The organism is Tardiphaga sp. 709 (genome assembly GCF_032401055.1).
GTDB lineage: Bacteria > Pseudomonadota > Alphaproteobacteria > Rhizobiales > Xanthobacteraceae > Tardiphaga.
On record NZ_CP135529.1, the window covers coordinates 1,210,738 to 1,225,654 of the forward strand.

The window sequence follows — 14,917 nt, forward strand, 5'->3', positions numbered from 1 at the left end:
GCCTCATGCGCCCGATACTCTAGCAGCAAATCACGGTCGTCGCGCGATCAGCGAGACGTGGGTTTAGCGCGACATGGACTGGATCATCGACATGAACCGCGCCTGCTCGGCAGGATTGTCGCGGAAATTGCCGGTGAAACGGGTCGTGAAAGTGCGCGAGCCTTCCTTGCGGATGCCGCGGGCCGACATGCAGGTGTGCTCGGCCTCGACCATCACGGCAACGCCGCGCGGCTTCAGCACTTCATCAACCGCAGCAGCAAGCTGCGCGGTCAGATGCTCCTGGGTCTGCAGCCGATGGCCGAAGATATCCACGAGACGCGCCAGCTTGGAGAGACCAACGACGCGCTCCACCGGCGTATAGGCAATATGCGCCTTGCCGTAGAACGGCATCATGTGGTGCTCGCAATGGGAGACGAAGGCCATGTCGCGGATCAGCACGAAATCGTCATAGCCGGCGGTCTCGCCGAAGGTCCGGTTCAGGACCTCGGCCGGGCACTGATGATAGCCCTGGAACAACTCGTCATAGGCCTCGACTACCCGGCGCGGGGTGTCCATGAGGCCTTCGCGCTGCGGATTCTCGCCGATATAGGCGAGCAGTGTCTGCACGGCCTGCTCGGCCTCAGCGCGCGAGGGCCGCAGCTGGTCGGGATTTACCGCCGCAGCCAGAAACTCGGCGGGATCGAGCTCCGCCGGCCGGAATTCCTGCACTTTGCTCTCGGTCGGCTTGCCATCCGGGGATTTGCCGCGAAGCGGCTTGATCACTGCGTCCATCTTTACTCCGTTCGACCGGCCCCACGGGAGGCCGGAGTGTCACCGGGCAGACGGGGCGGCCAAGCCGCCGGACGCCTGAGTCCGTCAATAAAACATCGTCTTGCGACAATAACACCGAGGCCGCCGAACTGAATTCTCAAATTCCGGCGATCTGGAGAACGCCCGGCGCTCTGTTAGCCGGGCTCCGCCCTATATAGTGAACCATTACGATCGTTGCCAGCCATCAGGCAACCCACTCATCACATTTAAATCGTTGGTCTTTTTCCTATTTTTCCCAGTGCACCATTCAAGGGCAATGCGGGCAGTTCCCATGTGAGCCTAGGGTGATGACCCGATACTTCAGAACGGCCCGGAGGAACAATCTCGGCAGCGCGCATCGCGTCAAACAGCACCCCGCGCGCCTCTTATGGAGGACGCTGGTTCTGAGGGAGGTGCGAAAAACAGCGCGACCGATCCGTAACCCAGCCATTGGTTGGAGGAAAAGGCGATGGCGGCATCCTGCAGGTATGAAATCAGCATTCTGAAACACGACGAGCAAGAAATCGTGCTTGCTACTCATCATCCCGCCATCGGCGAACTAACGCGCGACAAGCTGGAGAGCCTTCGCTCGAGGCTACGGGATTTTCATGGCAAGGAGCACACCCTTGCGCGGCATCGGCAGCGCGAAGCAAGAGGAAAAGCCGAACCGCGGGGCGGCAGCTTTTCGGGAACAGCCGAGCATGCAACTCAGCGCAAGCAAGTCTTCGTCGCTGCGATAAAACGCGTTAGCAAGGAGCTAAAGCGCCTGCAGAACTTCGAAGCAAAAAAGGAACTCGGAGAGGCCGCCAGGCGCGCATTGGCCCAGCGACGAGCACAGCAATTCTCTCGACCGCAGAATGATCTGCGCCCCGGTGAAGGAATGCGCGCCATCCCGAGCCGGCGCCGGAATATCAAGATTCCTCCTTCACGGATTGGGAGGGTGTCGCAGGCCAACAAGCGCGCGCAGGCTCGGCGAGACGTCAGCCGCGGAAGCGATTAAGCGGCGCGGAGAGGTCCGAAATTCTTTTTGTCTGTCCCAAGGACGAGCGCCGGCTGATCGAAGGCATCGAGCCTTTGGATCTGTTCCCATCACGGATCGCATGTGATCCGATCGGCACGCCTTCTTTCTGAAGATGTGGGCAGTCGCTAGAGCGTCCCTACATGACGGGGACAGCTGCGACGTGCAAAATCCGTGCGCCGCCAAAAACATAACGGCTCACAGACCATTGAAACTGCTGATCTTTTATTTCATGGAATGGACGCTATATAGAGTCCAGTTCCTCGCGCGCCAAGGACGTGATCCCAGTGACCGATGGCACAGTTAAGGTCCGAACCAGATGCTGAACGACATCTATAACAAGCGCATCATCGAGCTCGCCGGTAACATTCCCCGGCTGGGCCGCCTCCCTGCCCCCGATGCGTCAGCCACCGCCCATTCCAAGCTTTGCGGATCGACCGTCAAGATCGACCTCATGATGGATGCCGATGTGGTCACCGACTTCGCCCATGACGTGAAGGCCTGCGCGCTTGGCCAGGCCTCATCGTCGATCATGGCAAGTCATGTGGTCGGCTCGACTGCCGAAGAATTGCGTGCGCTGCGTGAGACCGTGCGCAAGATGCTGAAGGAAAACGGCGCACCACCATCGGGCGGAAAGTGGGCGGATATCGCCCTGCTCGAACCGGTGCGCGACTACAAGGCGCGCCACGCCTCAACCCTCCTCACATTCGATGCGGTCGTGGACGCCATCGGGCAGATTGAAGCCAAGTCAAACGCCGGAGCCAGCCAGCCGACGCCGGCGTAACGCCAGCGCGGCTATTTCCCTGACGGTGCCGATGCGACGCCGCCAGTCGGCACCGAGGCCTCGGCCGTCTTGGTCGACTTCGTCGAAGACACGACCGGCGCTGAAGCGACCGGGGTGTTTTCATTCTCCGGCCCGCTCACGAAACGATCCTGTACCGACTTCGGCACCAGTGATGCGACCGGCGCCTGCTGCTCGCGAGGCTCGGGCAACACATCATCGACACTATGGCTGGTGACCAGATTGGTCAGCTTCAACTCGGCTTCCGTAAGCCGATGCAGATCGTCCCACGGCGGCACGCTGAGCGACAATGACAAGAGATCGCCCGTGCCTCCCATGTCGAAGGTGTATTTGGCAAGACGGCCGATATCCCGCTCGACGATCATCAGGTCGTTTGCCGTATAGCTCGCAGCCTTCGGGTCGTCGGCGCGGTCGCCCATCCAGATCTGATGGACGCGTACAAGGGATTCTTCGGCCACATAGCGGGTCTTGCCCGCCAGCAGCAGAAAGACGCACATGGATTCGCAATAGGCCTGCGGCACGACCGCCGGCTTCATGACGCCCGAGGATGATTGCAGGTCAACCGTGATACCGACTGTGGTGCGCAGACCAAGCTTGCGCCAGCGCCGGCCCATGGTGATGGCGTCATTGACCGAGCCGCCGCTGGAATCCAGAACCACCGTCGCGTCAGTCAGATCGCGGCCTTTGGAAAACTCGTCGAAATCCCTGACGGTGTCGCCGGTGACAATCCCCACCGCGCCGATCCAGCCACGGCAATTCGGCTCGCAGGCGACCCAGGTGAAGCGCATCGGGAGTTTGCGTTCTTCGAGAACGGCTGCAGCTTGGGCAGAGGACGCGGCCGAAGCCATCAGGCCGGCCGCGAGTCCGGGAAGAACGATGCAAAAGGCCGCGGCGCGAAACAGCGCCGAACTACCTGATCGAAGCGACCTCATACGTCCCAAGTCGGTTCCTTCCCCGCACTCTCATGAGCAATGGCAACGGCCCCAAACAACGCTCATAATTCTGTCACACGGGCGTTACGTGAAAACCTAACGGGCTTCGCCGCAGCGTCCAGTTACTTTTGCTGCACTGCATGCGATAAATTGGCAGGTGTGTCTCCAATGCATAAGTAGATGGGTTCCATGCAAAGGAACCGGGCAAAACCCGGCTGATCTGATAGCAATCCGACCATGAAACATTCATCCATGTGCCCGAACTGCGTCGGTACTATTCAACGGCTGCCACGCAACGCCGGTCGCGGCATGATCTGGATATACCGCCACACGCTGTCGCCGTTGGTCGGATACAATTGCCGTCACCTCCCGACCTGCTCGGTCTATGGCGACGAAGCGATCGAACGCTACGGATTGTGGGCCGGCGGCTGGATGACACTGGCCCGGCTGCTCCGCTGCCAGCCATGGGGCACTTCGGGTATCGATAACGTGCCGGCCAAGCTGTCGCCCGATGCCCGTTGGTATACACCGTGGCGCTACGCGCGTTGGCGCGGTGTCAATGACAGCGCAAGCTAGAAGCTTACGCAGGCATTGCCGACTTTCGTGAGCACGGACTGCTGACTGAACTGCCGCTTATAGCTTTCCGCGATGGCAACGAGATCGGCACGTTTCTGAGCGCCGTCGGCGAAGGTGATCAGAACGACCTTTGCCCTTTCGCGAACATCAACATTACGCACGCCGTCGCGCCACTGCCCGTCTCCATCGATGACAGTGAGACCATCGGGAAAGCGCGGCGTGATTTCCCTTGCGACGAAATTTGCAAATGCAGATTCGCTGATACCAGGCCGATCGCCAATGTTGCGGCCGAAGATCATCTCCACGGACACCATCATGCGCGACGGCAGCAGGCACGATGGTGGCAGCGATGCACAGCCGCTCATCAATACGCTGATCGTTAATGTAGCAACGCATGCAGAAAACAGTTGGCGGATATGTCGCGGCACCCCGAACCTCAAATTATCAAAGCTATTTTTACAAAATGCCTACTGTTGGGATTGTTGAATAACATTTGATACCATAGGGTGCCGCCACTTCATCTCGCCAAATTCATCTTCACTTAACATCACTGCCCGGGGCACTCAGGTGGAAGACGGCCTATACGAAGTACATTTTCATACTATTCATGGCACCGGGACCGGCGTCGTCTATGCAATCGGCGGTAAGCTACGCGGCGGCAACTCCGCTTTCGCCTTCATGGGCAACTATCAAAACAGAGGCGAGACCATCTCTGTCAAGGTGTCATCGAAACGCTACAACCCGGATCAGACCTTCAAGTCGGTGTTCGGCTTTGAAGGTGTCACACTGGCATTGACCGGCCGCGTCAATGGCGACCTGCTCGATTTCGAAGGCAGTGCGCTGCAATTGCCCGGCGTGCCGTTCAAGGCGCAACTGACCCGCATCTGCGACTAAGCGACACGTCCCGACATTTTACGGCTGAACGCGATGGCCACCAGTGCCGTCGTCAGGAAACCCATCGCGACGAACCCCGACGCATGGAAGTATCCGCCGGCGAACAGTGCGCCACCGATGCCCGATCCAATCGCCTGGCCGACATAGAGCATCGATGTATTGAGCGAGACCGAAGCCGCTCCGGCCGACGGTGCCGCCATGATCAAGCGGACCTGCTGCATCGACGTGATGGCGCCGAAGCCGAGCCCCCAGATCGCGACGCCGAGCGCCATCACGGGCAGATGGCCTGCGCCGAGCGTCCAGACCGTTATGCCCGCAAGCGCCAGCGACGTCGACAGGATGGACGTATTGAGCGCGCCCCAGCCATCGACGATCCGCGTCGCGGTCATGATGCCGAGAAAGCCGCAGACGCCATAGATCGCGAAGACGGACGCTGCCGCATCGTGCCCTGCCCCGGCGAGCCGCTCGAGGAGCGGCGCCATGAATGTGAAAATCGCAAACTGCCCCGAAAGCTGTAGCGTCGTGATAATTAGCAGCAGCACGACTAGACGATTGCGGGCCAGCGAAGACCAAGTGCTGAGATCGACAGGCGCGCCGAACAGCCCGCGCGGCAATCGCCACGCCAGCAGCATGAAGCTCAGGCAGCTCATCACACCGACGGATGCGTAAACCTCCCGCCAGCCATAACGGCTGGCAATGAAGGTCACCAGCGGCAGACCGACCGCAGCCGCCAGCGTCCAGCCGAGAAACACATAGGCAACGCTGCTGCCACGCTTGTCCGGAGGCACCAGCATCCCGACCGCGCCCGCGGCCTGCGGTGTATAGGGCGCGGCAGCGATGCACATCACCAGGCGGATCGCCAGCAGCACGGCAAAATTCGGCGCGAAGGCCGATGCGAGATTGGCGGCCGCTACCACCGCGATGATAAACAGCAACAGATGCCGCCGTTCGATCCGGCTGGTCAGCCACGACATCAGGGGCGAGCAGATGCACAGCATCACTGCGCCGAAGGTGATCAAAAGCCCCGCCTCGCGGATGGTGACACCCAGCCCCGCCGACAACTCGCCAAGCATCGCCGTCGGGCCTATCAGGCCAATGCCGGTGACAAAATTGCCGATCATGAGTGCGGTGGGGGCATAGGGGCGAGCGACTGTCAAGATATCGCATCTTATGGATGCAACTGCATGCAAGTCAAACCTGCCCGCCAAGCGTGCAAATCAGGTCAGTTAGACTGGTGTTGCAACGCCCGAATCGGCTGCTATACCGCTCGTCCGCTTACCTGCGCCCGTGTGCAGGAGTGAGCCACAGGAGAGAAGACATGACTGAGAATGAAGGCTCGGGATTCAAGTTCGGCCTCGCCAACCTCACCCCCGCCGAAACCAACAACATCACCGTTACTTTCCCTGACGGCGCCAAGCGCGAATTCGCGAAGGGCACGACCGGTTTCGAGATCGCCAAGGGCATCTCGCCGTCGCTGGCCAAGCGTACCGTCGCAATGGCGCTGGACGGTACCGTCTCGGATCTCTCCGATCCGATCGACGCCGACGCCAAGATCGATTTCATCAACCGCGACGACTCCCGCGCGCTGGAGCTGATCCGGCATGACGCGGCGCATGTGCTCGCCGAAGCCGTGCAGACGCTGTGGCCGGGCACCCAGGTGACCATCGGTCCGGTGATCGAGAACGGTTTCTATTACGACTTCTTCCGCAACGAGCCATTCACGCCCGAGGACTTCGGCGCGATCGAGAAGAAAATGCGCGAGATCATCGCGCGCGACAAACCGTTCACCAAGGACGTCTGGGATCGCGCGAAGACCAAGCAGGTATTCCGCGACAAGGGCGAAGCCTTCAAGGTCGAGCTGGTCGATGCCATTCCCGGCAACGAGCCGATCAAGATCTACTACCAGGGCGACTGGTTCGATCTCTGCCGCGGCCCGCATATGACGTCGGTCGGCAAGGTCGGCAACGCCTTCAAACTGATGAAGGTGGCCGGCGCCTATTGGCGTGGCGACAGCAACAATCCGATGCTCACGCGCATCTACGGCACGGCCTTCGCCAAGCAGGAAGACCTCGACGCGTATCTGAAACAGATCGAGGAAGCGGAGAAGCGCGATCACCGTAAACTGGGCCGTGAACTCGACCTCTTCCACTTCCAGGAAGAAGGCCCGGGCGTCGTGTTCTGGCACCCCAAGGGCTGGACCATCTTCCAGGCGCTGATCGCCTATATGCGCCGCCGCCTCAATGGCGACTACAGCGAAGTCAATGCGCCGCAGATCCTCGACAAGGTCCTGTGGGAAACCTCAGGCCACTGGGAATGGTATCGCGAGAACATGTTCGCGGCGCAGTCGGCCGGCGACGAAGCCGAGGACAAGCGCTGGTTTGCGCTGAAGCCGATGAACTGCCCCGGCCACGTACAGATCTTCAAGCACGGGTTGAAGAGCTACCGCGACCTGCCGCTGCGCCTCGCCGAATTTGGCGTCGTGCATCGCTATGAGCCGTCGGGCGCCATGCACGGCTTGATGCGCGTGCGCGGCTTCACCCAGGACGACGCCCATGTGTTCTGTACCGAGCAGCAGCTCGCCGAGGAATGCCTCAAGATCAACGACCTGATCCTGTCGACCTATTCCGACTTCGGCTTCGGCGACATCGTCGTCAAGCTGTCGACGCGGCCGGAGAAGCGCGTCGGCACCGATGAGATGTGGGATCACGCCGAGCGCGTGATGGCCACCGTGCTGTCGGTGATCGAGAGCCAGTCCGGCGGCCGCATCAAGACCGAGATATCGCCTGGCGAGGGCGCGTTCTACGGACCGAAGTTCGAATATGTGCTGCGCGACGCCATCGGCCGCGACTGGCAGTGCGGCACCACGCAGGTCGACTTCAACCTGCCGGAACGTTTCGGTGCGTTCTATATCGACGCCGACGGCTCGAAGAAGGCACCGGTCATGGTGCATCGCGCGATCTGCGGTTCGATGGAGCGTTTCATCGGTATCCTGATCGAGCACTTCGCCGGCAACTTCCCGCTCTGGCTGTCGCCGGTGCAGGTGGTGGTCACCACGATCACCTCGGAAGGCGATGAATACGCCAAGGTCGTTGCTGCAGCCGCCCGAAAGGCCGGGCTGCGTGTCGAGATCGATCTGCGCAACGAAAAGATCAACTACAAGGTCCGCGAGCACTCGCTGGCCAAGATCCCTGCTCTGCTCGTGGTCGGCAAGAAGGAAGCCGAAACCGGCCAGGTCTCGGTGCGCCGTCTCGGCAGCGATGGCCAGAAGGTGAGTTCGCTCGAGGAAGCACTTGCCGCACTGGTCGATGAGGCGACACCGCCGGACGTGAAACGCGCGAAAGCGGAGGCCTGAGCCGATGAGTGACGACGACGAGGTCGAGATCGAAGCCTATCCGCTTCGATCCTATCAGGTGATCGCCGATCCGAACCGGCCGGACGTGGTCGCGATTGCATTCGAGACGGAGCGTGGCCACAGCCTCTATCTGGCCTCACGGGCCGTGCTGGAGGATCTGGGCCGCGATCTGCTGGATCGTGCGTCCAAAATGCCGGAGCGCAAGACGGCCGATTGAGCGGGCTCTGAACAGGTCGCGCGGTCACAATCCGTCTAAATCAGCAAGGCCCGCCTCGTGGCGGGCCTTTTCGCGTGGTAAGTGGTCATTCAATTCCTGCAAATTCTGCGCATCCTCATCTGTGAGAACTGCCCGTGCCTGACATCATCGACTTCCTGAAGACCCGCCGCTCCGTCAAACCGCGCGAAATGATCGGCTCCGGCCCCTCATCCGCAGAACTCGAAACCATCCTGACCATTGGGGCACGGGTGCCGGACCACGGCAAGCTGGCGCCATGGCGCTTCATCATTTTCGAGGGCGACGCCCGCAAACGCGCCGGCAACGTCATCGCCACCGTATTCGCACGGAAGAATCCCGATGCACCGGTCGAAGATATCGAGGCGCAGAAACACAAACTGACGGAAGCGCCGCTGGTGATCGGCGTGGTGAGCATCATCAAGCCGCATCCGAAGATTCCGTCATGGGAGCAGGAACTGTCCGCAGGTGCGAGCTGCATGAATATTGTATCGGCCGCCACAGCCATGGGTTATGGCGCCAACTGGCTGACCGGCTGGATGGTCTATGACCGCGACGTGCTGGAAGGCCTCCGCCTCGCCGCCAATGAAAAACTGGCCGGCTTTATCCATATTGGCGGCAAGCCTGACAAGGTGATCGAGGACCGGCCGCGGCCAGAACTCAAGGACGTCGTGACCCGGTTCTGAACCGGGCTTACGCGGCCTGGGACGCCTGGCTGCCAAACCGGCGCAGCAGGTTCTCGATTTCCGATGCTGGCTTTGCAGGGCTGAACAGAAAGCCCTGCACCTCGTTGCAGCCTTCCGCGCGCAGCCAGTCCAGCTGATCGATCGTCTCGACGCCCTCAGCCGTTGTGGTGATGTTCATACTGCGACCGAGCCCGGAGATCGCGCGTACGATGGCAACGCAATCCGGCCGCTCAATCAGATCCTTCACGAAAGACCGGTCGATCTTGATCTTGTCGAACGGAAAACTCCGCAGATAGCTCAGGCTGGAATAGCCGGTGCCGAAATCATCCATCGAGATGCGGACGCCCAGCGCGCGCAGTTGATGCAGGATCGCGAGATTGGCCTCGGTTTCCGCAAGAAACACCGACTCGGTAATTTCCAGCTCCAGGCGATGCGGCGACAGTCCGGAATAAGCCAGCGCAGCGACCACGACCTGCACCAGATTGCGGCTGCGGAACTGCACCGGCGAGAGATTGACCGCCACCTTGATATCATCAGGCCATTTGGCAGCTTCGGCGCAGGCCCTGCGCAGCACCCACTCGCCGAGCGTGACGATGAGGCCGATATCCTCGGCGACGGGGATGAAATCGGCCGGCGAGATCATGCCCTTGTCGGGATGTTTCCAGCGCAGCAACGCTTCGAAGCCGGTGATGCGGTCCGCGGCCAAATCCACCAATGGCTGGTAGTGCAATTCAAAGTCACCATCGGCGAAAGCGCTGCGCAGATCGAGCTCCATGTCGCGGCGCTTCTGCGCCTGGCGATCCATCTCGCGCTCGAAGAAGCGATGCACACCGCCGCCTTCGGACTTGGCCCGATACAGTGCCATATCGGCATTACGCATCAGCTCTTCGCTGGTATCGCCATCGCCCGGTGACATGGCGATACCGATGCTGGCGCCGATCACAACTTCGACGCCGTTCATGTCATAGGGCGCGCTGATGATCTCGATCAGCCGCGCGGCAAAATCGTTGGCTTCGTTGGGTGTGATATCGGCGGCCAGCACCACGGCAAATTCGTCGCCGCCCAGCCGCGCCGCGAGATTGTTGCCGCGGACCTCGGCGCGCATCCGCGCGGCGACCATCTTCAGCAGCCGATCGCCCATCGGATGACCGAAGGAATCGTTCACGTTTTTGAACAGGTCGAGATCGATGCACAGAACCGCGACATGCTTGCTCGGATCGTCGTGATCCAGCGCTTGGGCCAAACGCTCCTGATAGAAGGTACGGTTCGGCAGATCGGTCAGGGCATCGTGATGCGCCATATGCGCCACGCGCGCTTCGGCCTTGCGACGTTCGGTGATGTCGACGACAGCCACGAGGAACCCGTCGCGGCCTTCGAACATCACGCGGCGGCCATAGGTCAGCACCTCGATCTCGCTTCCGTCGGCCTTCAGGTGGCGCCAGTTGCGATCCGACTGATAGATATCTCCGAGCTGCATCAACGCGCGCGTATGAATCTCCCACTCGTCGCGCGGCCAGATTTCCTTGAGCTGCATGCGGAGGAAAGCGGCGCGATCGTATCCGTAATGCGCGACAGCCGCGTCATTGACGCTGAGAAAATCCATCGTCTGGGCATCGAACACCCACATCGGCATCGGATTGCTGTCGAACAGCAGCCGAAACGAGGCCTCGCGGCGCTTGATGTCGGTCACGTCGGAGACCGTGAGGGACACGAGATCGCCGAAGGCCGTCGCGCTGAGCCGAAGGTTGCGATCGTCGCTGTCGATTTCGAGCTGGCCGCTCTGGCCGTTGGCGATCATCGACAGCAGCCACTGTGTCACACTGGGCAGCGACAACGCGTGACCGCCTGCGCTCAGCTTGCGCCACTGAAGATCGGTGGGTGATACTTTCAGCAGGCGCGAAGCGCCCTGATTATGATGCACGATCTGGAAGTCAAAAGCCTGGCTGGCGGAATCCCGGATTGCCGCAAGCGACACGATGCCTTCGTCCGTCGACGAGAAGATCGCATCGACCAGATTGTAGCGGGTGCCCTGCTCGTTGACATAGACGCCGACCAGTCGGCCGCCCCAGCGCGACGCTGTCGGCAGCGCGAGAATGTCATAGGTGTGAACCAGACCGTCACGCACGCAATGCGCCACCATCAAATGCGGTCGGTTGGCTTGCAGAGCACAGTTCGCGGCTTCCGTCAGCGCACGCACGCAGTCAGGTGCCAGCACGTCGAGCGGAATGTCCCAGCGATCGTCGCCCAGCCACTGTTGCACATAGCGGCCGCTGCGTGACACTTCGAGCGTCTCGCCCTCGACCTTCAGCAGGACGATGTGGTCAGCCATACGCCCAAGACTGCCGAGCATCACTTCTTCATAGCCGGGCAGAATTTGGCCGGGACGAACGGCCGCCCGCCATTTGCGTTGCAAGGCGGGAATGTCGTCGAACAATTTGACGTCCGGGCTTCCGGATAACTGTCTTGCCGCGGTCACGACATCCCCTTCGGAACACTTCTAGCGATACTTGCTATTCGGGCTATCGGGATTAACGTCATGTAAACGTTCAGCGGCCGCGTACAGCAACAACGCGTGGTGACGCGACAAACTGGCACAATGGTTAGTTGGCGATTCAGGACCATGACACACGCGTGACAAATCGATCGTTTTTGAGACGTGTTGTCTGCGAGACGGATCTGATTTTGAAATCGCTGGCGTAAGAAGCGCCGTCGAAAATTAGCGCGCGATGACTTCGATCTCGCCGTCGACGCCGTTCACGACGTTGAAGGGGCGCTCGAACACCTTGCCTTCGTTCTTGGCGATGGCGCGGTACTCACCTTCCGCCAGCGTGACGCGCGGGAAGGCGCCGATCGATTCCTTGATGACGTCGCCGGCCGGCGTGATCACCGACCATGCGGTGTTGGCCAAGGCCTCGCCGCCCTTGTCGCTCACCAGCTTCATGGTGATGACTGCCGCACGATGCGTGATGGTCACGTCGGTGAGCTTGCTCGCCTGCACGCGGATGTCGGAGCGCACCACCGAATTGGCGTCGCCGTAATTCGAGATGATATAGTAGGTGCCTTCCTGCAGCAGCACGACATCACCGGCAGGAACGCTCGGCAGCAGCGGCGTGCGCTCGCCGCCTTCGAACTGGCTGCCCTTGTAGATCGAGAACGAGATCTGGTTCTGCGGAATCTTCGTGGTGCCGACGCGGCCCTCGATCCGCAATCCGCCGGCGGGCAGCACAAACGCTTCACGATCCGTCTCGGACTTGATGGTCACCGGACGAACGGCGCTCACGAGGCCCAGCGCCACGTGCACCACATAGCTGCCCGGCGGCAGCACGATGTTGGGCGTCGCGCCGCGATCCTCGCGGATCAGCTTGAAGGCACCGGTCTCGTCCGGCCGATCCGAATAGACCCGCCAGACAAGCCCGCTATTGATGACCGGCATATCCTTGCCATAGCGCGCCGTCAGCGCCAGCACGCCCTGTGCGGGCCCGGTTGGAGCAGCCTGGACCGGCGACGGCACAGGCGGGGCGACATTGGCAACCGGCGGCTGCGTCAGCGGCGTCGGCAACAGGGGGTGGAAGCAGGACCGGACGGCGGCGCGAGGCTGATGGCGGGACCCGACGGGACATCCGGGATCGAGCCCGGCGGAACCGGTGCCGGGCGGTCCGAAAAGAACTGTGCGGACGCTATCCGGGGCAAGGCAACAGCCTGCAGCAGAGCGAGGGCCAGCACCATAGCCAGCCGTCCGCTCCGGCCGGATGTTCGCAAATCATGGCCCCGTGCAGTCATGGTCATGCTTTTCACCCAAAACGCGACAAATTCAAGCCTTGACGCGGCTGTCCCGCCGCCAGACCCACAATCGCGTGAGGTTCCCCATGAACCGGTGTACCGTGCGGTAACGGGTCGCTCTGCAGTCACATTTGGTGCCTAAATCTCGCAAACGCGACATAAATCATGAATTAGCTACCGTCTGGAATGATGGCGTTGCTGCATTTAATATCGGCGGCGTCGAGGAGCTTGGTGTGCTGGAGATTTTGATGGGGCGCGGCCAGAATGGCGCGAACGGTCGCGACAAGCCTGGTTTGGGAAGCGTTCGACGTCCGATCATCGGTCTGGCGCTCGGCGGTGGTGCGGCGCGCGGTTTCGCCCATATCGGCATCCTCCGCACTTTGCTTGCCCATGGCATTGTCCCGAACGTCGTGGTGGGCACGTCGATCGGTGCCGTAGTTGGCGGATCCTACGCCGCCGGCCACCTTGATACGCTCGAGGAATGGGCCCGCGGTCTGCAACCCCGCAATATTCTCAGCTATCTCGACATCCGCCTGAACGGTTCCGGCTTGATTGGCGGCAACAAGCTGGCCGCGCAGCTCGAGGCATCGCTGGGCCATACACTGATCGAGGATCTCCCGCTGAAATTCGCCAGCGTCGCCACCGAGGTGCGTACCGGCCATGAAATCTGGCTGACTCATGGTCGCCTGGTCGATGCGATGCGTGCGTCCTACGCGCTGCCGGGCATCTTCTCGCCGGTTCTGGTCGGCGATCGCTGGCTGGTCGATGGCGCGCTGGTCAATCCGGTGCCGGTATCGGCGGCGCGTGCTCTGGGCGCCGAGATCGTCATCGCAGCCAATCTCAGCAATGATGTATTTGGCCATTCGACCACGATTTTCGACCATGGCACGGGACCGGAAGTGGCCGAGCCCATCATCGAAGTCGAAGAACCGAAGCGCGGTTTCAGCAAGTTCTTCTCGGCGGAGCGCACCATGAAACGCGAATTCTTTGGCGGCGGCGGACGACCGGGTATCTCTACCGTAATGGTCGATGCCTTCAACATCATGCAGGACCGCATCACCCGCGCGCGCCTTGCCGGCGATCCGCCGGATCTCCTGATCGCACCACGCGTTGGCCGCATTGGCTGGTTCGATTTCCACCGCGCCGAAGAAATGATCACGCTCGGCGCGCGTGCCGCAGAGCGCGCTGTCGAGTCCATTCAAGAGGCGATCGAAATCCTCGCCCCCGAAGTGGCAAACTCGCCTGCGCCCGTCGTTGCGCAGAAGCCGACCACTTCGCAGAGCTGAGCGCGGCGGGCTCAGGCAGTCGCAATATATTCGCGCAGCGCTTCCTGTTCGCGTTCGAATTCACGCAAGCGAAATTTGACGACGTCACCGATCGAGATCAGGCCAACGACCTTTTCGTCTTCGATAACGGGCAGATGCCTGAATTTTCCGGTCGTCATCTTTTCCATGATTGCACCGACCGTATCGGACGGTTTGCAGCCAATGACCTTGTGCGTCATCACGGCGCTCACGTCTTCATCCAGTGCCGCGGCGCCGCGCTCTCCAATCACCCGCACGATATCACGCTCGGACAGGATACCATCGATGTGGTGATGGCTCATCACCAGCACGGCACCTATTTTTCGCTGTGACAGCAGCTGCACCACCGACGAGACCTTATCGCTCGGCGAGACGCTGATGATCTGGTGGCCTTTGGAATCGAGAATTGCACGTACCGTCATTGTCGCCTCCTAAGTCGACCATGCCCTTTGTCGGGCGCGGTCTTTCATTCTTGGGTCGTCAGACAGACGCAGTGTAACAGCGCAGTTCAACAGTCGTTCAGATGTGGTGACCGAACTGACACACCGTTCG

At 61.0% G+C, this 14,917-nt stretch carries 14 protein-coding genes and 1 pseudogene; 8 read left to right on the forward strand and 7 right to left on the reverse strand.

Annotation, left to right across the window (positions count from 1 at the left end):
- Window positions 1–63: 63 nt before the first annotated feature.
- Window positions 64–771 carry a GTP cyclohydrolase I FolE gene (folE, locus tag RSO67_RS06355; protein ID WP_175365506.1) on the reverse strand — a complete coding sequence of 236 codons (708 nt, stop codon included), beginning with the start codon at window positions 769–771 and terminating at the stop codon, window positions 64–66.
- 487 nt (window positions 772–1,258) lie between these two features.
- Between folE and RSO67_RS06360 the strand changes: the two genes are divergently transcribed.
- Entirely contained in the window at window positions 1,259–1,789 is a 531-nt protein-coding gene (locus RSO67_RS06360) for a hypothetical protein (protein WP_315842805.1), read from the forward strand.
- Window positions 1,790–2,126: 337 nt separating this feature from the next.
- Window positions 2,127–2,591 (forward strand): iron-sulfur cluster assembly scaffold protein, encoded by a 465-nt coding sequence (locus RSO67_RS06365; protein ID WP_315842806.1) that lies wholly within the window; start codon window positions 2,127–2,129, stop codon window positions 2,589–2,591.
- Between the two features lie 11 nt (window positions 2,592–2,602).
- Here the strand turns inward: RSO67_RS06365 and RSO67_RS06370 are convergent, their stop codons facing one another.
- On the reverse strand, window positions 2,603–3,541 hold the full coding sequence (locus tag RSO67_RS06370; RefSeq protein WP_410001873.1) for a hypothetical protein: 939 nt from the start codon (window positions 3,539–3,541) through the stop codon (window positions 2,603–2,605).
- A 237-nt stretch (window positions 3,542–3,778) separates the two neighbouring features.
- Between RSO67_RS06370 and yidD the strand changes: the two genes are divergently transcribed.
- A complete protein-coding gene (yidD, locus tag RSO67_RS06375; protein WP_315842807.1) occupies window positions 3,779–4,117 on the forward strand; it encodes a membrane protein insertion efficiency factor YidD in 339 nt (112 codons plus the stop codon).
- On the opposite strand, the gene RSO67_RS06380 is transcribed toward yidD, so the two are convergent.
- Window positions 4,114–4,545, reverse strand: a complete 432-nt coding sequence (locus RSO67_RS06380; RefSeq protein WP_315842808.1) for a DUF3574 domain-containing protein — start codon at window positions 4,543–4,545, stop codon at window positions 4,114–4,116. The two genes, yidD and RSO67_RS06380, sit on opposite strands and share 4 nt — an antisense overlap.
- A 139-nt stretch (window positions 4,546–4,684) precedes the next feature.
- Between RSO67_RS06380 and RSO67_RS06385 the strand changes: the two genes are divergently transcribed.
- Entirely contained in the window at window positions 4,685–5,011 is a 327-nt protein-coding gene (locus RSO67_RS06385) for a GrlR family regulatory protein (protein WP_315842809.1), read from the forward strand.
- On the opposite strand, the gene RSO67_RS06390 is transcribed toward RSO67_RS06385, so the two are convergent.
- Complete coding sequence (locus tag RSO67_RS06390; protein WP_315844179.1) at window positions 5,008–6,132, reverse strand: MFS transporter; 1,125 nt, start codon at window positions 6,130–6,132, stop codon at window positions 5,008–5,010. The two genes, RSO67_RS06385 and RSO67_RS06390, sit on opposite strands and share 4 nt — an antisense overlap.
- A 197-nt stretch (window positions 6,133–6,329) precedes the next feature.
- Between RSO67_RS06390 and thrS the strand changes: the two genes are divergently transcribed.
- From thrS to RSO67_RS06405, 3 genes are all read left to right on the forward strand, one after another.
- Window positions 6,330–8,363 (forward strand): threonine--tRNA ligase, encoded by a 2,034-nt coding sequence (gene thrS / locus RSO67_RS06395; RefSeq protein ID WP_315842810.1) that lies wholly within the window; start codon window positions 6,330–6,332, stop codon window positions 8,361–8,363.
- A 4-nt stretch (window positions 8,364–8,367) separates the two neighbouring features.
- Window positions 8,368–8,580: a hypothetical protein gene (locus RSO67_RS06400; RefSeq protein WP_315842811.1), complete on the forward strand. Its 213-nt coding sequence runs from the start codon at window positions 8,368–8,370 to the stop codon at window positions 8,578–8,580.
- A 134-nt stretch (window positions 8,581–8,714) separates the two neighbouring features.
- Window positions 8,715–9,281 (forward strand): nitroreductase, encoded by a 567-nt coding sequence (locus RSO67_RS06405; RefSeq protein WP_315842812.1) that lies wholly within the window; start codon window positions 8,715–8,717, stop codon window positions 9,279–9,281.
- A gap of 7 nt (window positions 9,282–9,288) precedes the next feature.
- On the opposite strand, the gene RSO67_RS06410 is transcribed toward RSO67_RS06405, so the two are convergent.
- On the reverse strand, window positions 9,289–11,757 hold the full coding sequence (locus RSO67_RS06410; protein WP_315842813.1) for a putative bifunctional diguanylate cyclase/phosphodiesterase: 2,469 nt from the start codon (window positions 11,755–11,757) through the stop codon (window positions 9,289–9,291).
- Window positions 11,758–11,997: 240 nt separating this feature from the next.
- Window positions 11,998–13,007, reverse strand: a pseudogene (locus RSO67_RS06415) (hypothetical protein).
- A gap of 287 nt (window positions 13,008–13,294) precedes the next feature.
- On the opposite strand from RSO67_RS06415, the gene RSO67_RS06420 reads away from it, so the two are divergent.
- Window positions 13,295–14,347, forward strand: a complete 1,053-nt coding sequence (locus RSO67_RS06420) for a patatin-like phospholipase family protein (protein WP_165827008.1) — start codon at window positions 13,295–13,297, stop codon at window positions 14,345–14,347.
- An 11-nt stretch (window positions 14,348–14,358) separates the two neighbouring features.
- Here RSO67_RS06420 and RSO67_RS06425 read toward each other — a convergent pair whose 3' ends face one another.
- Window positions 14,359–14,787, reverse strand: a complete 429-nt coding sequence (locus RSO67_RS06425) for a CBS domain-containing protein (RefSeq protein ID WP_315842814.1) — start codon at window positions 14,785–14,787, stop codon at window positions 14,359–14,361.
- Window positions 14,788–14,917: the final 130 nt, after the last annotated feature.